The following is a 20672-nucleotide window of genomic DNA, read 5'->3' as shown; positions in this document are numbered from 1 at the left end:
GGCCGTCCTAGGAAAACTTGCTGAGATACGCCTCGCATAGCCCGACCGTTCCCTCGGTGTAGGGCAGGCCCATCGACTTGGCGAGGTCCGTCTCCGCGTGCGAGCCGATCCATGCAACGAGCAGCAGGCGGCGCAGCATCACGAAGCTCGGGATCTCATCCTCGTCCGCCTTGGGCAGGTCAAGCACGCGGCGATAGCCGGTCGTCCACGATTGGATAAGATCGGCTGCCTGCGGCTCGTGCTCATAGAAAGAGATTGGCGTCGCCGCGTCGTACATATACCAACCGAAGCCGCAATCGTCGAAGTCGATGACCTTCACCGTCTTGCCGTCGATCAAAAGGTTGGCGAGCCGCAGGTCGCAATGGATGAGGCCAAAGCGGTCATGGCCCTTGCCGAAGGCGGCGAGCCGGCGGCTGATCAGCTCCACGGTGCGACCAAAGAGTTTGGCTTTCGCGGCGTCGACGCCCATGCCGTCACGCCAGCGCCCCCAATGGGGGTTATCCTCGCCAAGACTTGTCTCGAAATCCCACACATGGCGGCTGAACCAGGACGGGCGCTTCCATTGCCGGGCGTGGATGTGCATGCGGGCCGTCACCTCGCCAAGCAGCTCGAAAGGTTCGGCGAGCGCTTCGCCGATGCCCGGCTCCGAACCGGTCTCCCATTGCGACAGCACGACATTGCGGGGTTGCGCCAGCCTGGCATGTCCGACACGCTGGATCTGCTCGCCATTCCTGCCCGCCACCGGCACGGGGGTGGGTACGATCCCGGTCTGGCGCAAATCGGTCAGCCACGCCAGCTCGGACTGGATGGCCGTCCTTGAATGGTAGCCGTCGCGATGGATGCGGAGCGCCCAGCGCCGGCCGTCGCGAGCCGCAACCTTATAGGTCGCATTCTCCGACAGGTTGATCATCGCGACGGAGACGTCCGCCGGCAGATCGTAGTTGGCGGTGGCCGCCTCCGCAGTCTCCTGCAGTATGCCGAGTTGCTGGTCATGGGTGAGCGCGTCGAAATCCGTCACTGTCCGTCCTGCCCTGTCCTTGCACTCTTTTCCCCTGCCCGAACCCTGCGATCCCGGCAAGTCCAACCGCCAGCCCGCACCTGGACGCCTGGCAGTTTCAACCGGGTTTGAACCATGTCAACTCGCCTTGCCGGCCTCATGCAGCAACTCGCGGGCGCGCGGCATTGCGGCATCGAAACGATCCATGATGTCCCTGCAGGTTTCGTCATCCAGAAGAACGCCGGGCTTCCATTGTAGCACCCGCTTGTCGAGCGACGAGAAAATCGCCCAGACGCCGTGCTCGTAGAGTGCACGCGAGACGAAGACGGCACCTTCCGGATGATTGCTGAACTCCAGCCCGAGGATCACGCCTTTCTGGCGCACTCCGGTGAAGATATCGCCGTGACGAGCCTGCATCTCACGCATGGCCTGCGCCATGAACTCGGTCACGATGCCGACATTGGCCACCAGTTCGGGACGCTGCAGCATCTCGATGACCTTGTGGGCGACGACGCAGCCGAGTTCGGCCCCGCCGGTGGTCGAGATGTGGGCGGCCCCGTCCTCGTTGAGCCAGCCGCCGGCCCTGTCGTTCACCAGCGTCGCGCTGATCGGATAGAGGCCGCCGGACAGGCCCTTTGCCGTCACCATGATATCCGGCTGGACGCCGTAGGCCTGCCAGCCCCACATGCTGCCGGTCCGCATCAGGCCGGTCTGGACCTCGTCGGCGATGTACATCACGCCATGCTTTTCGCACAGCGCCTTGCAGGCGCCGAGATAGCCGTCCTTCGGCATCGGGAAGCCATACGTCGCGGGGATCGTCTCCATGATCAGCGCCGCGACGTCTTCGCCCTTCAGCGCCTGCTCCATGGCGTCGATATCGTTGAAGGGAACCTGGATGAAGGTCTCCGGCTGGTCGGAAAGAAAGATCTTGGTGAAGCGATCGTCGCCGGTCGCCACCGCGAGCCCCGAATGCCCGTGGTAACCCTTGACGATCGACACGATCTTGCGCCGCTTGGTGGCATAGCGAGCGCTCTTGATGGCGATGTCCACCGCCTCGGCGCCACCCGGCGCGAAGATCGCATACTTCATTCCCGGCGAGACATTGACGAGGGATTCGGCCAGCGCCGTACGCGCCACGGAGGGAAACCAGTGGTTGCCGATGTCGAAATAGTCGAGCGCGCTCTTCAGCGTCTCGACCAGCTCCGGATTGCGGTGACCGAGATTGTAGGTGCCGCCATTGAGGTGCAGGTCGATCAGGCGGCGGCCCGACATGTCATAGAGGAAATAGCCTTCCCGCCTGCCGATCACCAGATCGATCCCAGCTTTCTGCCAGAACCTGGTCTTGTCGGGATTCCAGAAACGGATTGCCTTGTCGAAAAAATCCTGCTTCGACTCGAACTTGAAGGGGCCGAAGTCGTACATGCCTGTTTTTTCCCCAGAAGTTGATCGTCGCGCACCCAAGCTGGCGAGGCTCGTCCGCCGGATGATGCAGGATTACGGGCCGGTGAGAAAGGGGGGCTGACAGATGATCCTGAAGGACAGGACCGCGATCGTGACCGGGGCAGGATCGGGCATCGGCAGGGCGGCAGCGCTGATCATCGCGCGCGAGGGTGCGGTGGTCGGCGTGGCGGACCGCAGCGCCGACGGCGCGAACGCGACCGTCGACCAGATTGTTGCTGCTGGTGGTCGGGCGAAAGCGCTCGTGTTCGACCTGACCGACGATCAGGCGCTTGAAGCCGGTTTCCGCGATTTCATCGACACACAAGGCAGGATCGACATCCTGCACAATCATGCCGGCGTACAGGTAGAGGGTGACGTGCTCGGTGTGAGCGTCAAAGGCTTCGACACGTCCTGGACGCTCAACGTGCGGGCTCACTTCCTCGGTGCCCGCATCGTCATGCCGTTCATGAAAAAGGCCGGGCGCGGGGTCATCCTCAACACGTCGTCGAGCTCCGGCGTGCTCTATGACCGCGAGATGATCGCCTATACGACGACCAAGCACGCGGTGATCGCGATGACCAGGCAGATGGCGGGCGACTACGGCCGCTTCGGCATTCGCGTCAACGCGCTTTGCCCCGGTTGGGTCGACACGCCCTTCAATGGCCCTTTCATCGCCCAGATGGGAGGCCGGGAAGCCATCGAAGCCTACATCCGCGAAAAAGTGCCGCTTGGTCGCTGGGCAAGTGTCGACGAAATCGCGGAGGCAGTGCTGTTTCTTGTGTCCGACCGGTCTTCGTACATGACGGGCCAGATTCTGGTTGTCGATGGCGGAGAGACGGTGATCTAGGCGTAGGCTTCGGGAGTCTGTCCATTCGGACCGGACCGAGGGCTGGACTGACCAGGCATCAGCACTCGTCGCGGGGTCCGAATGCAATCACGGAAGCTGCATCACCCGCGTATCCGGTTCCGTGCCTTCAAAAGCCTGTATCAGCAATTTTCGCAGAGGCCCTTCTTCCAGCTTGCGCGGGTTCCAGTAAGGGTTGGACAACATCTGGGCAAGGGCCGGCTCAATCCCGTCAGCTTTCATTCCCAATTCCCGCAGCGACATTTTCGCGCCGAGCTCGAGCGCCAGCTTGTAAAGCGCCGCGGCCGGATCCGTCCAACCGAGCGAAGCCTTGATCCTGGCCATGGCCTCTAGCGCCGAGTTCTGATTGTAGGCCACGGCGTGCGGGAGAACGGCGGTGTGGAGTTGCGCATGCGGCAGATCGAACATGCCACCAAGCGTGTGGCAGATCTTGTGATGGAGAGCCATGCCGACGGAGCCGAGACAAATACCGCATAGCCACGCCCCATAGAGCGCATCACGCCTGCCCATTATATTGTGCGGATCATCCTTCAGAAGAGGAAGAGCGCCGACAATGGCGCCAATCCCTTCAGTCGCCATCAGGGAAATGACAGGGTTGGCCTCGCGGGCGTAAAGAGCCTCGACGGCATGCGCGATGGCGTTCATGCCGCTCGTCACCGACATTGCGAGGGGAAGTGTCAACGTAAGGTCGACATCGTAGACGATGACTTCGGGCAGGATTTTCGCTGAGGATTTCGTAACCTTTCGGCCGTTCTCGGTCTCGCCCAGTATCGGGGTAGCCTCCGACCCGGCATATGTGGTGGGCACGACGACCTGCGGGATATCCGTTCGAAAGGCAATGGCCTTGCCCAGGCCGATTGTCGACCCGCCGCCAATCGCCAGGACGGCGTCGGCTCGCAGCGACTGTATCAATTCCATTGCTTCGGCAGTGGTATCGGTCGGTGTGTGCATTCTGGCCTTCGCGTACAGGCCAATGTAGCGATTACCCAGATTCCGGGCGATCCCGGCCGCCTGATTCGCCTGCCCGGGTGTGGAGAGGACCAGGATGCGCTGGACACCGAGCCTGTCTGCCTCTTCCCCAAGTCGGGAAATCGTGCCCCGTCCGAAGATGACCCGTCCGGGATTGCCGTTGTAGACGAAGCTGTCCAATTGCCCCTCCTATGGCTTCTACTCGAACCGGGCGAGGACGAAATCAAAATCAGATCGCCAGAGGATGTCGCCGTCCGCTGCCGGCTCGAAGGGCGCGACAAGCGTTTTCTTGACCCCAAACACGGTGTCTGAGTCCAAATAGGGATCGTCCCCCACGAACGTGTGCGTCACAAGTTTCTGATAGCCTTGAGCCTGTACGATGTAGTGCATATGCGCCGGCCGGTAGGGGTGGCGGCCAAGCTGATCGAGCATCTTGCCCACGGGACCGTCATCGGGGATCGGATATGATACAGGCTTGATCCCGATGAAACTGTAGTGACCGTCCGGCCCGGTGACGAACACGCCGCGATTGTTCCATTTCGGTTGGATATTGGGCTGCTGAACATCGTAATAGCCGTCGGCGTTGTCTGACCAGACGTCAATGCGGGCGCCCTCGACCGGATTGCCGTCGAGATCCAGCACACGCCCGAGGAAAAGGCAGCTGTCGCCCTTGCCATCCAGCGTGATCCGCTCGCCCATTGCACGCACGGGTGCACCTTCGACATGAAATGGACCTAGAACCGTATTTTCGGTCGCACCGTTCGGCCTGCGGTTGTTGATGGCGTCAACAAGCATGGATAGGCCCAGCGTATCGGACAGGAGGATGAATTCTTGCCGCTCCCGCGTACAGATCTGGCCGGTCCGTGTCAGAAACCCGATCCCCAACTCCCATTCTTCCTGGGTCAGTTCGATTTCCTGTGCAAACGTGTGCAGATGTTTGACAAGGCACGCCAGAACCGTTGCCAGGCGCGCGTCGACATTGCCGCCGATCCGAGCATTCACCACCTCGACCGAATTGTCTTCGGTGAAATAGCCTGTGGCCGGCGCTTTACCGGAAGTATCACTCGTCATCAAAATCTCCTCGTATCAGGGAAGATGCGATACTCCCGAGGCCAATCGAATACGAGAGTAGCGGTTTCGCCCGCCCGAATGCGATATTATCATGTCTGCAAGCGGGCAGACCGACAACTGATCGTCATGCGCGGCTGCCGCACGTCGCGAACAAGTGACTTCATTGTTGCTCGCCTCATAATTTTTCGACTTGGCTGGAGCTAGCCGATCGAACGATGGCTTCCAGCAAGGCAATGTTGTCGATCATTTCCTCGCCGGTAATCGGGTAGGCTTCGCCGCGGACGGCGCGCGCGAAAGCACGCAGATTGTCTCGTACCGGCTCTGCCGGGGGGATTTCCCTGATGGTGATCGGCCCATCCTGGCAGGCCTCGGTCACCACCCAGCCAGCCGGGGTTTCAACATGCGCCTTGTCTCGAACTTCGACCCAGCCCTTCGTGCCAAAGACCGCAAATCGCGAGATGAATGGCGTGGCGAGCGTCGCTGAAACATGGGCCGAGCCCCCACCAACGAGGCGGATATGGGCGCTCATCTTGAAATGGCTTTGCGGAGTTCGTTTCGACCGGGCTCGATTTGAGACGTTGTCCGCACCGAGCAAGCTTGCCAATTCGTTAAGTTCGGGAGCGTTTAAAATCCCCTGCCGCTGAACCAGGTCATCAGTAGATCTTCGGACTTCATTCATGCGGCTCGGCCGTCGGTCCGTGGGGCCTTCAGATGAGTCCAGAGCCAAAAAAAGATTGGTGGCCGCTTAGGCGTTCCAATGGCTAAGCTCCTTAAGAATTCCTGCACGAGGCCGCCTGATGGTCACTGACACCGAATACATTGTCGCATGCATCAGCCAAGGCTGCGTCATGCTCTCCGATGGCGAATTCCTCATCGACAGGCTGGTGAAGTATGTCGGCAACGGCAGGATCCGCTGGCATGTCGAGTTTCGCGGGCATCGCGTCGAGTTCACGACCGGCCAGTTGAAGAAGCAGCCTGCGTTCCGCAGAAAGATGCTCGAACAGGCCGGTGTGCTGCCGCTCCAGCGCGCTGGGGCCGACTACAGGCGATGGGCGATCGATCTCAGGAAGACTGCCATCGAGCTCCCCTGGCGGGACAGGCCGGTCGATGCCGGCTTCGCCATCGACAGGCTTGTCAGTCTCGGCGACGACCGCTGGACGGTCGACTACCAAGGCAAGGTGATCAAGTTCACGACGACTAAACTCCGCAGGCAAACCAGTTTCCGCAAGCGGATGCTGCTCAAAGCCAAGGTGCTGCCGCCGCAACTGGACGCGGTTGCCTATCGGAAGTGGATGGACTGGCTGATTGAGAACGCCACTAAAGCTGTACCGCTGGCTGCCGAGGCCTCGATGAACGAGAAGAGTTGGCTCGACGACCTGCCAGAGCTGGCCGGCTGGCAAAACGAAGTGACCGACTAAGGGTGGCTCCGGCGAATAAGCGCCTCATGACGGCGACGGCACTCATGGCGTTTGCCATGCCTGGAGATTTCGGCACACATTGATGGTCAGGGAATCTTGCCATAGCCTGGCTCGCGGCTGGCAAGACTTGAATGGAAGACATGGACCGCTTCGACCTCGGCACCTACCGCCGCCCCATCTCCACTCGCTCGACCGAGACCCAGCGCTGGTTCGATATCGGGCTCAACTGGTGCTATGGCTTCAACCATGAGGAAGGCATCAAGTGCTTTCAGAAGGCGCTTGAGACCGATCTCGATTGTCCCATGGTGCATTGGGGCATCGCCTATGCCGCCGGGCCTTTTTATAACCTGACCTGGAAGGAACATGGCGAGGCCGAGGCCAACAGCGCGACGAAGCTCTGTTTCGAGCATGTCCAGATGGCGCGCGCCAATGCGGCTGGCGCCAGCGACGTGGAGAAGGAGCTGATCGAGGCATTGGCCTCTCGCTTCCAGAAGCCGCACCGCGTAAGCCCGCAGGAATTCGAACGGTGGGACGACGCCTACGCCGCCGCGATGCGGCGGATCTACGAATACTCTCCCGACGACCATGATGTGATGGCGCTTTTCGTCGAGGCGCTGATGATGCGGACGGTGCGGCGGCTGTGGAACCTCAAGACCGGCGCGCCGGCGCCGAATTCGGACGTGCTCGAGGCGTTGGAAGTTTGCGAGCGGTCGACCCGGCTGGCCGACGAGGCCGGCATCGCCCAGCATCCGGCGATCGTCCACCTGCATATCCATCTCCTGGAAATGTCGACCCAGCCTGAGCGCGGCATGCGCTCGGCCGATCTTTTGGGCGACATGTGTCCCGATGCCGGGCACATGAACCACATGCCGGGGCATATCTATGTGCTGTGCGGCGCGTATGAGAAGGCGAAGCTTGCCAGCGAGAGGGCGGTCCGCGCCAATGATCTCTATCTCGCCTATGCGGATGAACCGACCTACTATCTGCTCGGCTGCTGCCACGACCTGCATCTGATGATGTTCACCTGCATGTTCCTTGGCCAGTACCGGCCGGCGCTATGGGCCGCCGACAAGGTGCGCGACCTAGTCACGCGCGACGTGGTCGCCATCCCGGACCGGCCAAAGCTGACGCAAACAGTGGAAGGCTATCATGCAATGAAATCGCATGTGCTGGTGCGCTTCGGCCGCTGGCAGGAGATTATCGACGAGCCAGCGGTTGACGAGCCCGGCCTCTACGTGCTGACGGCGGCCATGCAGCACTACGCCAAGGGCGTCGCCCATGCGACGCTGAAGCAATTCACGGAGGCCGAGCGCGAGCGCGACCGGTTCCACCGGCATGTGGCGGGCATAGCGCCCGAACGACGTTTTCTCAGCAACCCGACCAGCGCCTCGCTGGCCGTCGGTGCCGCTTTGCTCGATGGCGAGCTTGCCTATCATCAGGGCCGGCATGACGAGGCCTATCGTCATTTACGGCAGGCGGTCGAACTGGACGACAATCTCTCCTACACCGAGCCATGGGCGTGGATGCACCCTCCCCGCCATGCGCTTGCGGCACTGCTTCTCGACCAGGGCCATGCGCAGGAGGCCGAGGAGGTCTATCGCGACGATCTCGGCCTCAGCGGCAAGGTGCAGCGCTGCGCCCAGCATCCGGACAATGTCTGGGCGCTGCACGGGCTGGCCGAATGCCTGAGGCGGCGTGGTGAGAGCGAAGAGCTGCCGTCACTGCAGGCAAAGCTCGCAACGGCGCTGGCCAAGGCGGACGTAGCGATCAGCTCGTCATGCCTGTGCCGGACGATCGTGCAGTCAGCACCGAGCTGTTGCCATTGATATCCTGGATCGTGCGCCGTCTCACGCCGCACGGCGTTGACCACCGAGCTACGAGAAGATCTCCGCCAGGTCGCTGACGCTGGTGCCATCCTTGGCCTGGCGCAACTCGACATAGCTCACTGCCGTTGCGACCGAGATCACCATCGACACCACGGTCTGCACCAGGGCTGCCAAAAAGGCGGCGATAATTCCGTGGAAGAGGTAGACGACCACCGCGCTCATCGACTGGATGATCATCGCAAGGATGATCAGGATCACGAAAAGTCCGAACAGAGACCAGCGGCTGCCCTTGGTCAAAGCGCGGCTGCGCGACATAGAGCCGAAGACACCAAGCCGCTCCTGGATGAGCACTGGTATCGCCACCGACCAGCCGAGCCAGAGGATGATGCCGGGCACCAGCAAGGCAATCGAGGCAAAACCCACGCCAAGGCCGACAAGCAGGCCAATTCCGAGAGTGGGCAGCAGATAGCGGATCGCTATGCGGATGCAGTCCCCGAAAGTCGGCCTTTTGCCGTTCAGGTCCTCGATTGCAGCTCGAACAAGGCTGGACTGCAGCAGAACCGCAAAGACGATATAGACTATCCCCACGAGCGCGAAGCCAACAAAGAAGCCAAGTTTGTAGTTTGTGGTCGCCAAGGCAAGGTTGGCCGGATCCCCAGCGGTATGGGTCGCTGTGGTCAAAAGCTGAGTGACCAGTTTTGGCAGACCGGCAAACAGCGCCGCAAGGCCAAGGCAAAGCCCGATGTTGCGGCCGATGACGGCAAATGTGTTGTTGAACACCCTGCCGATCTCGAATCGACCGGGTTGTCCCAGTGTCGCAGTGGTCATGATATCCCCCTAAGTCACCGCCACATCCAAACGGCCGACCTCGACAGTAAATCTGCCAACATTAAAAGGCTTCGTCCAGTGGACTTGCAATTGTGCAGGCGTATTGCCAGTGTCGGCAACGAACCGCGGATGCAGAGGGGCGAGCGGGTGACAGTCGCACAGCCTGTAAATGCCGAATGGCTGGCAAAGCTGCACAAGCAACTGCTTGCGGACGATTCGATACAGTTTGGCCTGCCGACGCTGGTGCAACCCGTGCCGCCGGAATGGCTGAAGCCTTTTCTCGACGCTTTGGCGAAAATTGGCCCCTATATGATCTACCTGTTCTGGGGCGCGGTGATCATCGGCGTCACGGTCATCGCGCTTCTGGTCGCCCTCGAAGCGAAGGGGGTGGCATGGCGCCTGCCATGGCGGCGCGCGCGCAAGGAGACGGATGCGGAGGAGGTCTGGCGACCCGATGCGAGTGCCGCGCAGATCCTGCTTTCCGAGGCCGATGCACTGGCTGCGCGCGGCGACTATGACGAGGCGGTGCACCTCCTGCTTCGCCGCAGCGTCGCTGACATTGCCGGACGGCTGCCCGACTTCCTGCGCCCGTCGCTGACGTCGCGCGACATAGCCACGGCCCCGTCGCTGCCCGCGCGGGCACGTAGCGCCTTCAGCGAGATCACGCGCATCGTCGAGGCAGCGCTGTTTGCTCGTCGACCCGTCGGGGCTGAGGGCTGGCAGCAGGCGCGCGGCGCCTACGAGCGCTTCGCCTTCAGGGATGCCTGGACATGAGCGCCCCGGCCGCCGAGGCGATGCAGGAGCCGTTCAGCCGAAAGACCTTGTTCTGGGGCATTTTTGCCAGCTTGCTGGCCGCGGCGGGATTTTTCCTGCTGTCTACCTACGCACCGGACTTTCGTCAGCCGGAAGGCGGCGCAACGCCGCTCTCCAAGGGCGGCACCGGCTATGCCGGGCTGGTCGAATGGCTGAAACTTGCCAATGGGCAGCCACCCCCCATGGTCAGCAGCGTGGAGGCTCTGCGTTCCGGCCTGGCGTCCGAATTCCTGCTGATCGTCACGATCGCGCCAAACAGCGACCCGGCCGCGCTGGCTAGAATCGTCAAGCTTCGTTCGGGCAAGGCCACGCTGTTCGTGCTGCCCAAATGGCTCACCATTCCGCAACCAGACCACGAAGGCTGGGAGATGAAGGTCGAACGGCTGCCCGATACGATCGTCAACGACTGGTTGGGCCGCATTGCCAAGGCCAAGCTCGGCGAAGGCAAGGGCTCGGTCGGAGAGATCGACGTCGCAGGCCACACGATTACCGCGCCGGAGGACTTGCAATGGGTGGCGGATGACCACCCTTTGATCGCGGCGGGTACGGGCCGGGCGGTTCTCACCGAGCTCGACAAAGAGCCGTTCTACATCCTGACCGACCCCGATCTGATCAACAATGCGGCGCTGAAGGATCCACGGAAGGCGGCGGCCGCGCTCGACATCATCGCCATGGTGGAGCCAACCAGGGGCGCGGTGATGTTCGACCTGACGCTGCACGGCGTCGGGCAGAAATACGATCTTGCGAAGCTTTTGGTCGAGCCGCCCTTCCTGGCGCTGACGCTGTCGGTGCTGGCGGCCGCCGTACTTGCCTTCCTGCACGGGCTCGGCCGGTTCGGACCGCCGCGCACCGAGGCCCGGGCGATTGCCTTCGGCAAACGGGCGCTGGTCGACACCACGGCGATGCTTTTGAAGCGCGCCGGGCGGATCGAGGAGCTCGGCGACCGCTATGCCACGCTGATGCGCGCGCGCGCCGGCGCATTGCTCGGCGCACCGCAAGGCTTGCCGGGTGAAGCGCTCGACCGTTGGCTCGATTCCCGCGACCGAGGCGAAACGCAGGGCTTCAGCCGTCGCTTCAAGGCCGCGAACGAAGCCAGGACCCTGGCTCAAATGCATGAAGCAGCGCACGAGCTGCATGACTGGACGACAAGGAGGCTCGGTGAACGTCGATGATGTGAAGGCCCTGGCGATGGCGATCAGGGAAGAGGTGGCGAAAGCGATCACCGGGCAGCGCGACACGGTCGATCTGATGCTGACGGCCTTGTTTGCCGGTGGCCACATATTGCTGGAAGGCCCGCCGGGAACAGCCAAGACCATGACCGCGCGATGCTTCGCGCAAGCACTTGGCGTCGCCTACGGCCGTATCCAGTTCACGCCCGACCTGATGCCTGGCGACATCGTCGGCTCCAACATCTACAATTTCCAGAGCGGGCAGTTCACGCTGACGCGCGGGCCAATCTTCTGCGACCTTTTGCTTGCCGACGAGATCAACCGCACGCCGCCCAAGACGCAGGCCGCCCTTCTGGAAGCCATGCAGGAACACGCCGTCACCTTCGACGGCACCACGCATGCGCTCAGCCGGACCTTCATGGTGGTGGCGACGCAGAATCCTATCGAGCATCAAGGTGTCTATCCCCTGCCCGAAGCCCAGCTCGACCGCTTCCTGTTCAAACACCGGGTGAGCTATCCCGATGCTCAGGAGGAACGTGCCATCATCGTGCATCACGGCGGTGGCTCCGCCTCGCACGATATCAAGCAATACGGCATCAAGGCACGGACCGACCGCAAGACGCTGGAGGCGGCCCTCGCCACTGTCGGGGGCGTGACGCTGGTCGACGATGTCGTCGGCTATATCGCGGCTCTGGTGCGTCGCACACGCGAAAGCCCGGACCTCGAGGTTGGCGCCAGCCCACGCGCCGGCGCCATGCTGGCCCGGGCCGCCCGCGCCAGGGCAGCGCTCGACGGCCGCGCCTATGTCATTCCCGACGACGTCAAGGCGCTGGCGGTGCCGGCGCTGCGCCACCGCGTCATCCTGTCGCCGGCGGCGCAGATCGACGGGCGACTGGTCGAGCAGATCGTTTCCGACCTTGTCGACCAGACGGAGGCGCCGCGTTGATCTACCCGACCGGCAAGGCAGTGTGGGCTGCGGCGGCCGGGGCGATCCCGGCCTTCCTGATCGCGCTCGCGCTGCCGCATGTCTGGTATGTTGGCCTGTTGTGGATCTGCGTGCTGCTTGCATTTCTCGCGGTCGACGCGGCGGCTGGGCGTGGGCGTGCCTCGCTCAGCGCCAGTCTCTCGGCACCGCCGCAGGTCGGTGTCGGCGGGCGTTTTACCGTGCATGTCGCGGCCAGCCTCGGCCAGCGGGCGCACATGGTGCAAGCGCGTGTCGGTCACGATCAGCGTGTGGAACCGGTTACCCGCACAGGCGGCACATTGCCGGCAAATGGTGGCACGCTCGACCTCGAATTCACCGCGCTGAGGCGCGGCACCGCCAGTTTCGACCGGCTGTGGCTACGCTGGCCCGGCCCATTCGGGCTGATCTGGAACCAGGTCGTCCTGCCGATGGAACGGAATGTGGCGGTACTGCCTGACGTCAGCAGCGCGCGCGACGAGGCGATCACGTTGCTGCAGCGCTCCGCGCTCGCCGACGGCCACGCGCAAAGGCGGGCCGGCCAGGGCCGGGAGTTCGAGGCGCTGAAGGACTATCAACCAGGCATGGGCCGGCGAATGATCGACTGGAAACGCAGCGCCCGCCACGGCAAGCTTGTGGCGCGCGAGTTCAGGGTCGAGGAGAACAACAACATCGTGCTGGCGATCGACAGCGGGCGTCTGATGTGCGAGCCGGTCGACGGCGTGCCGAAAGTCGACCGCGCGGTGACGGCAGCGCTTCTGTCGGCCTTCATCGCGCTCAAGGGCGGTGATCTCGTCAGCCTGTTCTCCTTCGACGCCAGGCCGCGCGTCTCGAGCGGGGCGGTGCGCGGTTCGCCGAGTTTCATGATGATCCAGAAGCGGGCGGCCGAGATCGACTACTCCAGCGAGGAGACCAATTTCACCCTGGCCCTGACGACATTGGCGGCAAAGCTCGACAGGCGCTCGCTGGTCATCGTCTTCACCGATTTCGTCGACCCGATCAGCGCCGAGCTGATGCTGCGAACCGTCGGCCGGCTGACCGAGCGGCATCTTGTGCTGTTCATGCTGATGAAGGATGTCGAATTGGAGTCGTTGGCCGACATGCAACCCACGAAACCCGAGGATGTGGCCCGCGCGGTCACCGCGGGCGGCCTGCTTCGGGAGCGGCAAGTGGTGATCGGCCGACTGCGGCTGCTTGGCGCGCATGTGATAGAGGCCGATCATCAGCGCCTCGGTCCCGCACTGGTCGAGCGTTATATCCAGCTCAAGGAGGAGAACCTCTTATGACGCTGCCCGCCGGCACCGATGCGGTACGTCAGTCGCTGGCGAGCTTCCGCCAGGAGCGTGAAGCCGACTGGAAGGCGTTCGAGGCGCTGCTCGCGCGCGTCGAGAAACGGGCGCCGCGCACGCTTTCGGAAGACGAGCTGTTGTCGCTGCCGCTGCTCTACCGTTCGGCGTTGTCGTCGCTTTCGGTGGCCAGGGCGACATCGCTCGACAGCGCGCTGATCGCCTATCTGGAGGCGCTCAGCCTGCGCGGTTATTTCTATCTCTATGGCGCACGGCGCGGCCTGAGGCAGCGTGTCGGCGATTTCTTCCTGCGCGACTGGCCGGCGGCGATCCGCGATCTGTGGCGAGAGACCTGGGTGTCGGTCGGGCTGACGGTGATCGGCGCTATCGCCGCCTACTGGCTCGTCGCCTCCGACAGCCGCTGGTACGACGCCATCATTGCGCCCAGCCTCGCCGGTGGGCGCAACCCGAACTCGTCGGCCGAGACGCTGCGCAGCGTGCTCTATGACAGCGGCGGCGGCCATTTCCTGTCCGGCTTTGCCGCTTATCTCTTCACCCACAATACGCAGGTGGCGATTCTGGCTTTTGCGCTGGGCTTCGCTTTCGCGGTGCCGAGCGTACTGATCATCCTGATGAACGGATGCATGCTGGGCGCGCTGTTCCAGGTCTATGCGGCCAAGGGGCTGGGCTTCGAGCTCGGCGGCTGGCTGTCGATCCACGGCACGACGGAATTGTTCGCCATCGCACTGGCTGGCGCGGCGGGAATGCGGATCGGCACGCGCATAGCCTTCCCCGGAGACCTGACCAGGATGGCGGCCGCGGCGCAGGCCGGACGGGTGGCGGCGACCGCCATGGTCGGCGTCATGGTGATGCTTCTGTTTGCCGGCCTGCTCGAAGGCATCGGCCGTCAGACGGTCACCAGCGATGCGGTGCGCTACGCCATAGGCGGTGGCATGCTTACGCTATGGATCGCCTATTTCTACCTGTTCCGCATGGTGCGGCATGGCAACGGCTAGAGCCCCCCTCACGCTGATACGGCCCCTGATCACGCCGGAAGGTGTCGATCTCAGGGTCAAGCTGGCCGACGCCGGCACACGGGCCGCGGCCTTCCTGCTCGATGTGGTGATCATCGTCGCTGCCGCCATTGCCGTTACCCTCGTCGTCATCTTCGGCCTCGGCGGCCTTGGCGTGAAGGAGGCGGAGCCGCTCTTCATCGTCTGGATCATCTTCATCTTTCTGCTGCGCAACGTCTATTTCATCGCCTTCGAGGCGGGGCGGCGGGCCGCGACGCCCGGCAAGCGGATCGTCGGCGTGCGGGTCGCCTCGCGCAGCGGTGCGGGCCTCACCATCGATCAGGTCATCGCCCGCAACCTGATGCGCGAGATCGAGGTTTTCCTGCCGCTGTCGATCATCGCAGCGCGCGGCGGCGCCGGCGTGGCCGACACGCTGTCGACGATTTTCGGCCTGGTGTGGGCGTTGCTGTTTTCGCTGTTTCTGCTGTTCAACCGCGACCGGCTGCGCATTGGTGATTTGCTTGCCGGAACTTGGGTGGTCGAGGCACCGAAAGTCAAGTTGGTCGAGGACCTTGCGCAGCGACAAGACCCGGTCGCCAAGCGCTTCCATTTCAGCCCGGCGCAGCTCGACGCCTATGGTATCGCCGAGTTGCACAAGCTGGAAGAAGTGCTGCGCCGTGACGACTATTTCGCGATGAAAGCAGTGGCCGAGACCATCGGCGGCAAGATCGGCGCCAAGGTCGAGCCGATCGATTCAAAGGCCTTCCTTACGGCCTATTACGGTGAGCTCAGGTCGCATCTGGAGCGCAAGCTGCTGCTCGGAAATCGGAAGGCCGACAAGTTCGCCCGGTAGCAAATCCCGCCAACGAGGCAATCATGAATACATCGCTGTCGGAACTCGAACTACAGGAAATGGAAGCCCGGGCCGCCGCAGCCCATCCGGGCCCTTGGAAATCATGGGGCGAGGGCCGCGATTTCCTGAGTGGATCGAGTTTTATCCAAACTGGCGAGGGCTCGGATCGAGGTGACGACATCGAAATCACCGGCGCCACAGTCGCGGACCAAGATTTCATGGCTGCGGCGCGTCAGGATATTCCTCGCCTGATCGTCGAAGTGCGCAGACTGCGCAGGCTTCTCAATCGGCCGGGATAGAAAGATGACCTACCCCAGCCACTTCTCATAGTCGGCTACCAGCAGGTGCAGCGGGGCGACGTCCTCGTCGATGTTGGAGAAGCGGCCGATCGGCTCGCGAAACACATTATCGGTAAGATCGTCGTTGACGGTCGACACCTCGCCGATCAGCACATCCTTGCCCTCGGCCCAGAAGGCATGCCAGACGCCGGGCAGCAGTGTGACGCTCTGGCCCGGATCGAGTTTCAACAGCCCACCCGCGGGCAGCCGGTGGATGGTTCCATCGACCGGCACCGAGACCTCCGCCTTGGGATCGATACCGCCGTCGCGATCGTGCATGAACAGTTCCAGCACCAGCTTCCCGCCGCCGCGGTTGATGATGTCCTCGGCCTTGATGTTGTGGCGATGCATCGGCGACAGCTGGTCCTTACGCGAGATCATGATCTTCTCGGCATACAGCATGCCCATGCCCTTCTTCATGTCGGCATAGATGCCGTTGCGCACGGTGAACAGGAACAGGCCGAGTTCCCTGAATTTTTCCTGGCCGTAATCGGTGATGTCCCAGCCGAGACGCGAGGTGTAGATGGCCGAGGAATCGACCTGGCGCGCCTTCATCTCTTCCGGCGACCAGTAAGCGAAAGGCGGCATGATGTAGCCGAACGAACGGATGAAAGCGTCGGCGTCGCGGATGATCTCGTTGATGGCGGAGCGTTTCATGGTCGTGACCCTTCGTGTCGATTTTTCCGACCATTCGCATAGCCGAACGCCAATGCGGTGTCGATCCGTCTTGCTTGTCCAAGCCTTGCGCGCGTTCTCGCATGGACCACAGGTCCGCGCCGCTGGCCGCGTGACATCACGCGCTTTCGAGGTCATAAACCCTGCACATTTCCCAGTGGTGACAAACGATGCCGACCATCCATGATCTCGATACACCGTCGATCCTGATCGACGCGGCGCGCGCCGAAGCCAACATTGCCCGTGCGCAGGCCCATGCCGACAGGAATGGACTGAAGCTCAGGCCGCACATCAAGACGCACAAGCTGCCCTATTGGGCGAAGAAGCAAATGGCGGCAGGGGCCGTCGGCATCACCTGCCAGAAGATCGGCGAGGCTGAAGTAATGGCCGACGCCGGCCTCGCCGACATTTTTCTCCCCTACAACATTCTGGGCCGCGCCAAGCTGGCCAGGCTGAAGGCGCTGCACGATCGCGTGACGCTGTCGGTGACCGCGGACAGCAGGGACACGCTGGAAGGACTTGCCGCGACCTTCACAGATGCCGGCCATCCTCTCCAGGTGCTGGTCGAGTGCGACACCGGCATGGGCCGCTGCGGCGTGCAGACGAGTGATGAGGCGGTTGCGCTGGCAAGGCTGATCGACAAGGCCGGCGGCCTCGCCTTCGGTGGACTGATGACCTATCCGGCGGCCGGCCGCGCGGCGGAGGCCGAGGCCTGGCTTGCCAGCGCCAAGCAGGCGCTGGCCGCTTCGGCTCTCGCCTGCGAACGCATCTCCAGCGGCGGCACGCCGGATATGTGGCGCTCCGCCGATGCATCCATCGTCACCGAATACCGCCCCGGCACCTACATCTATCTCGACCGCTATCAGGTCGCCAAAGGCGTCGGCACCCTGGACGATTGCGCGCTGACCGTACTGGCGACGGTGGTCAGCCACCCGACGCCGACCCGCGCCATCCTGGACAGCGGCAGCAAAGCGCTGTCCAGCGACACGCTCGGTCTGAAGGATTTTGGCGAGTTGCTCAGCGCTCCCGACGCAAGGGTCACCGGGCTCAGCGAAGAACATGGCACCGTCACGCTTTCCGGTAACGCGAAGCTGCGCATTGGGGAGCGCGTGCGCGTGTTGCCCGACCATTGCTGCGTCGTCACCAATCTGTTCAACGAGGTCAACCTGATCGACGGCGAGACGGTACTGGAAACGCTGCCGGTTGCAGCGCGCGGACTGATGGGATGAGGCTTTAGACCGGCCTCTCGGCCTGCCGCGCCGCTACCCTGCGCATCGCAATCACCCGGCGACGGCGGATTTCGGTGCGCATTGCCATCAGGTGCAGAGCGAAGAACAGCACGGTGAAGCCGACAGCCATGACCAGCAGCGGCCATAGCAGGCTGGGATCGATGGTCGGGCCGCCGAGCCGGAACACCGAGGCCGGCTGGTGCAGCGTGTTCCACCAGTCGACCGAGAATTTGATGATCGGGATGTTGATGAAGCCGACCAGCGTGATGATGGCGGCGGCCCAGGCGGCGCGGCTGGCATCGTCGAGCGCACGGGTCAGCGCGATAATGCCGAGATACATCAGGAACAGCACGAAGACCGAGGTCAGGCGCGCATCCCATACCCACCAGGTGCCCCACATCGGCTTGCCCCAGATCGAACCGGTGATCAGCGCCAGTGCCGTGAAGGCAGCGCCTATGGGGGCTGCTGATTTCAGCGCGACATCGGCCAGCGGATGGCGCCAGACCAGCGTGCCAAGGGCGGAAACCGCCATCAGCGTATAGCACATCATGGCAAGCCAGGCGAAAGGCACGTGGATATACATGATGCGGACGGTGATGCCTTGCTGGAAATCCTCAGGCGCGGCGAAGCTCATATAGAGGCCGACGCCAAGGACGAGCACGGCGATTGCTGCCAGCCACGGCACGACCTTGTCCACCAGCGCGACGAAGCGCGTCGGGTTGGCAAGCTCCATCCAGCCGCTCAGGCGTGAAGTCGTATCGCTCATACGGCTTTACATAGACCGCCAGCGCGTTTGGAGCAATCGAGCGGTGGTGTCGCAGGCCGTCTTCCCTCCCCTTGTGGGAGAAGGGAAAAGATGGTCAGGCGGCCTCACCTTGCACAGAACGGGCGAGGCGGCGGACTTCCTCGTCGTTGAGCAGGCCGCCCGCGCGAAGCAGGCTGGCGAAGCGGCCGTTGCGCAGCGACAGTTCCGCGAAACCACCCATTTCGACCACCCTGCCCTTGTCCATGAACACGACCAGATCGGCATCGCGAACAGTGGTCAGGCGGTGGGCGATGATGAAGGTGGTGCGGTCGCGCCGCAATTCGTCGATCGCTTCCTTGACGCGGTCCTCGGTCTCGACGTCGAGCGCGCTGGTCGCCTCGTCGAGCACGAGGATCGGGGCATCTTTCAGCACGGCGCGAGCAATGGCGATGCGCTGGCGCTCGCCGCCCGAGAGCTGGCCGCCACGCTCGCCGACCACCGTGTCATAACCATTGCTCTTGGCCAGGATGAAATCCTGCGCCGCAGCCGCAATGGCGGCGGCATGGATCTCGTCGTTGGTTGCATCGTCACGGCCGACACGGATGTTGTCCTCGATCGAGCGATTCAAAAGCCCTGCATCCTGGAACACGGTGGCGATCGAATGGCGCAGCGACTTGCGGGTCACGGTGCGAGTGTCGATGCCATCGATCAGGATGCGGCCGCTCGACGGCGAGAAGACGCGCTGCAGCAGGTTGATCAGCGTGGTCTTGCCGGCGCCCGTCGGTCCGACGATGGCAACGGTCTGGCCAGCCTGAACCTCGAAGGAAACGTCGCTGACGCCCTGCCCCGAATTGGCGAATTCGAAGCTGACGTCCTCGAAACGGACATGGCCGGTGACGTTGGTGAGCTCGCGCAGGCCATCCGGCTCGGCGGTATCGGCGGCCGAGTCCTCGAGCTTGTAGAAGTCCTCGAGCTTGGCGCGGGCCTCCGAGATCTGGTTGGCGAAAGCCGACATCTGGTCAAGCCGCGAGATCAGCAGCGTCGCGAAGCCGGTAAAGGCGATGACATCGCCGATGCGCAGCTGGCCATGGGTGACCAGATAGGCACCGATCAACAGCACCACCATCATCGAGATCGTCGACGACAGGCGATTGAGCGCGTTGGCGATGGCCCACCAGTCGAGCACCGGGTTCTGTGCGTCGAGCAGGTTCTTGACATAGCGGCGCAGCGTCTCGGCCTCGTGGCCAAGGCGGTTGTAGCTCTGCAGAACGGCGACGTTGCTGACCGAGTCCGTCACATGGGCGAACACCTTGTGGTAGTGGCGCTCGACGGCGGCCTGGCCCGCCTTGGTGCGCTTCATCACCAGCCGGCCGATGCCGACATAGAGCACGCCAAGCGCGAGCAGCACCATCGACATGCGCACATCCATGCTGAGCGCCGTCGGAACCAGCAGGACGAGTGCAACGGCCGTGGACAAATGCTGGCGCATGAATTCGAGCCACAGGCTGAACAACGTCTCGACGGCACGCAGCAACGTGTGCAGGGCGTTGGAAGTGCCGCGCTGATGGTGCCAGGCGAGCGGCATGGTGATAACGCGCTCGAACGACTGGCACAGCACTTCGCTGCGCCGGGCATGGGCAAAGCGGTCGGCGCCGCGCGCCACCAACACAAAAGCGATAACGTTGAAGGCGCCCAGCCCAGCCCAGACGGCAAGCGTCGAGAACACCGAGCCATGCGCGGAAATTGCGTCGATCACCCGGCCGAACATGATCGGCTCCAGGATGGCGATGGCGGCAAGGGCGACGTTGGCCGAACAGATCAGCGCGACGCGCTTCTTGTCGGCGGCCAGGTAACCCAGCGCTCTCCAATAGATCTGCAGAAGTGACACTTCAGCTACTCCGCCAACTCTCTATTGTGCCCAATACCACAATTGTGCACTGCACCATTGCATCAGACGTAACGGTTGATGCGTCGCAAAACAATGCCCGTCTATCGCTTCCGTTCCCATTTAGCGAACAAAAGATGACGACGATACGAAATCTGACGTGATCACCTAACGGTTTGAGATAAAAGGTGAAATGTCAGCCTTGCGGCAAAATCATGGCAGCAGCCAACCAGTGCCACATTTTTAATCACAACAGGCTGAGACAGATTGATCCAGGGCATCAGGCGGCTG

20 protein-coding genes are annotated in these 20672 nt (G+C 62.8%); 11 read left to right on the top strand and 9 right to left on the bottom strand.

Annotated elements, in window-relative coordinates; all coding sequences use genetic code 11:
• Window positions 1–7: 7 nt before the first annotated feature.
• Together A3AU_RS0102725 and A3AU_RS0102720 are read right to left on the bottom strand one after the other, a co-directional pair.
• Window positions 8–1018 (bottom strand): phosphotransferase enzyme family protein, encoded by a 1011-nt coding sequence (locus A3AU_RS0102725; protein WP_027051434.1) that lies wholly within the window; start codon window positions 1016–1018, stop codon window positions 8–10.
• Between the two features lie 117 nt (window positions 1019–1135).
• Window positions 1136–2419, bottom strand: coding sequence for a class-III pyridoxal-phosphate-dependent aminotransferase (locus tag A3AU_RS0102720; protein ID WP_027051433.1), 1284 nt, complete (start codon window positions 2417–2419; stop codon window positions 1136–1138).
• 103 nt (window positions 2420–2522) lie between these two features.
• Between A3AU_RS0102720 and A3AU_RS0102715 the strand changes: the two genes are divergently transcribed.
• A complete protein-coding gene (locus A3AU_RS0102715) occupies window positions 2523–3284 on the top strand; it encodes an SDR family NAD(P)-dependent oxidoreductase (protein ID WP_027051432.1) in 762 nt (253 codons plus the stop codon).
• Window positions 3285–3371: 87 nt separating this feature from the next.
• On the opposite strand, the gene A3AU_RS0102710 is transcribed toward A3AU_RS0102715, so the two are convergent.
• From A3AU_RS0102710 to A3AU_RS0102700, 3 genes are all read right to left on the bottom strand, one after another.
• Window positions 3372–4451, bottom strand: a complete 1080-nt coding sequence (locus A3AU_RS0102710) for a maleylacetate reductase (protein WP_027051431.1) — start codon at window positions 4449–4451, stop codon at window positions 3372–3374.
• Between the two features lie 18 nt (window positions 4452–4469).
• Window positions 4470–5342, bottom strand: a complete 873-nt coding sequence (locus A3AU_RS0102705) for an intradiol ring-cleavage dioxygenase (protein WP_027051430.1) — start codon at window positions 5340–5342, stop codon at window positions 4470–4472.
• Window positions 5343–5517: 175 nt separating this feature from the next.
• Window positions 5518–6021, bottom strand: a complete 504-nt coding sequence (locus A3AU_RS0102700) for a Gfo/Idh/MocA family oxidoreductase (RefSeq protein ID WP_154674510.1) — start codon at window positions 6019–6021, stop codon at window positions 5518–5520.
• Window positions 6022–6139: 118 nt separating this feature from the next.
• Between A3AU_RS0102700 and A3AU_RS0102695 the strand changes: the two genes are divergently transcribed.
• Both A3AU_RS0102695 and A3AU_RS0102690 read left to right on the top strand, forming a co-directional pair.
• Window positions 6140–6760 carry a hypothetical protein gene (locus tag A3AU_RS0102695; protein WP_027051428.1) on the top strand — a complete coding sequence of 207 codons (621 nt, stop codon included), beginning with the start codon at window positions 6140–6142 and terminating at the stop codon, window positions 6758–6760.
• A 140-nt stretch (window positions 6761–6900) separates the two neighbouring features.
• A complete protein-coding gene (locus tag A3AU_RS0102690) occupies window positions 6901–8586 on the top strand; it encodes a tetratricopeptide repeat protein (RefSeq protein WP_027051427.1) in 1686 nt (561 codons plus the stop codon).
• Window positions 8587–8634: 48 nt separating this feature from the next.
• Here A3AU_RS0102690 and A3AU_RS0102685 read toward each other — a convergent pair whose 3' ends face one another.
• Window positions 8635–9414 (bottom strand): hypothetical protein, encoded by a 780-nt coding sequence (locus A3AU_RS0102685; protein WP_027051426.1) that lies wholly within the window; start codon window positions 9412–9414, stop codon window positions 8635–8637.
• Window positions 9415–9561: 147 nt separating this feature from the next.
• Here A3AU_RS0102685 and A3AU_RS0102680 point away from each other — a divergent pair, with 147 nt between their 5' ends.
• From A3AU_RS0102680 to A3AU_RS0102650, 7 genes are read left to right on the top strand one after another with little or no spacing between them, the layout of a single operon-like run.
• A complete protein-coding gene (locus A3AU_RS0102680; protein ID WP_032916810.1) occupies window positions 9562–10188 on the top strand; it encodes a DUF4129 domain-containing protein in 627 nt (208 codons plus the stop codon).
• Window positions 10185–11399 carry a hypothetical protein gene (locus A3AU_RS0102675; protein WP_027051424.1) on the top strand — a complete coding sequence of 405 codons (1215 nt, stop codon included), beginning with the start codon at window positions 10185–10187 and terminating at the stop codon, window positions 11397–11399. The genes A3AU_RS0102680 and A3AU_RS0102675 overlap by 4 nt, the downstream gene beginning before the upstream one ends.
• The gene (locus A3AU_RS0102670) at window positions 11386–12342 is read left to right on the top strand and encodes an AAA family ATPase (protein ID WP_027051423.1); all 957 of its coding nucleotides are present in this window, start codon (window positions 11386–11388) and stop codon (window positions 12340–12342) included. Before A3AU_RS0102675 ends, A3AU_RS0102670 begins: the two co-directional genes overlap by 14 nt.
• Window positions 12339–13643: a DUF58 domain-containing protein gene (locus tag A3AU_RS0102665; RefSeq protein WP_027051422.1), complete on the top strand. Its 1305-nt coding sequence runs from the start codon at window positions 12339–12341 to the stop codon at window positions 13641–13643. The genes A3AU_RS0102670 and A3AU_RS0102665 overlap by 4 nt, the downstream gene beginning before the upstream one ends.
• Window positions 13640–14659, top strand: a complete 1020-nt coding sequence (locus A3AU_RS0102660) for a stage II sporulation protein M (RefSeq protein WP_027051421.1) — start codon at window positions 13640–13642, stop codon at window positions 14657–14659. Before A3AU_RS0102665 ends, A3AU_RS0102660 begins: the two co-directional genes overlap by 4 nt.
• Window positions 14646–15509 carry an RDD family protein gene (locus A3AU_RS0102655; RefSeq protein WP_027051420.1) on the top strand — a complete coding sequence of 288 codons (864 nt, stop codon included), beginning with the start codon at window positions 14646–14648 and terminating at the stop codon, window positions 15507–15509. The genes A3AU_RS0102660 and A3AU_RS0102655 overlap by 14 nt, the downstream gene beginning before the upstream one ends.
• A 23-nt stretch (window positions 15510–15532) precedes the next feature.
• A complete protein-coding gene (locus A3AU_RS0102650) occupies window positions 15533–15808 on the top strand; it encodes a hypothetical protein (RefSeq protein WP_027051419.1) in 276 nt (91 codons plus the stop codon).
• A 9-nt stretch (window positions 15809–15817) separates the two neighbouring features.
• Here the strand turns inward: A3AU_RS0102650 and A3AU_RS0102645 are convergent, their stop codons facing one another.
• Entirely contained in the window at window positions 15818–16504 is a 687-nt protein-coding gene (locus tag A3AU_RS0102645) for a D-lyxose/D-mannose family sugar isomerase (protein ID WP_027051418.1), read from the bottom strand.
• A gap of 188 nt (window positions 16505–16692) precedes the next feature.
• On the opposite strand from A3AU_RS0102645, the gene A3AU_RS0102640 reads away from it, so the two are divergent.
• A complete protein-coding gene (locus tag A3AU_RS0102640; protein ID WP_027051417.1) occupies window positions 16693–17751 on the top strand; it encodes a D-TA family PLP-dependent enzyme in 1059 nt (352 codons plus the stop codon).
• Between the two features lie 4 nt (window positions 17752–17755).
• On the opposite strand, the gene A3AU_RS0102635 is transcribed toward A3AU_RS0102640, so the two are convergent.
• Complete coding sequence (locus A3AU_RS0102635; RefSeq protein ID WP_027051416.1) at window positions 17756–18517, bottom strand: heme ABC transporter permease; 762 nt, start codon at window positions 18515–18517, stop codon at window positions 17756–17758.
• A gap of 94 nt (window positions 18518–18611) precedes the next feature.
• Window positions 18612–20384 (bottom strand): glucan ABC transporter ATP-binding protein/ permease, encoded by a 1773-nt coding sequence (locus A3AU_RS0102630; RefSeq protein ID WP_027051415.1) that lies wholly within the window; start codon window positions 20382–20384, stop codon window positions 18612–18614.
• Between the last annotated feature and the right edge of the window lie 288 nt (window positions 20385–20672).

It is taken from the genome of Mesorhizobium erdmanii USDA 3471, from assembly GCF_000472705.1.
Lineage (GTDB): Bacteria > Pseudomonadota > Alphaproteobacteria > Rhizobiales > Rhizobiaceae > Mesorhizobium > Mesorhizobium erdmanii.
Note: the sequence above shows the minus strand (reverse complement) of the source record. Positions and strands in the feature narration are given on the sequence as shown.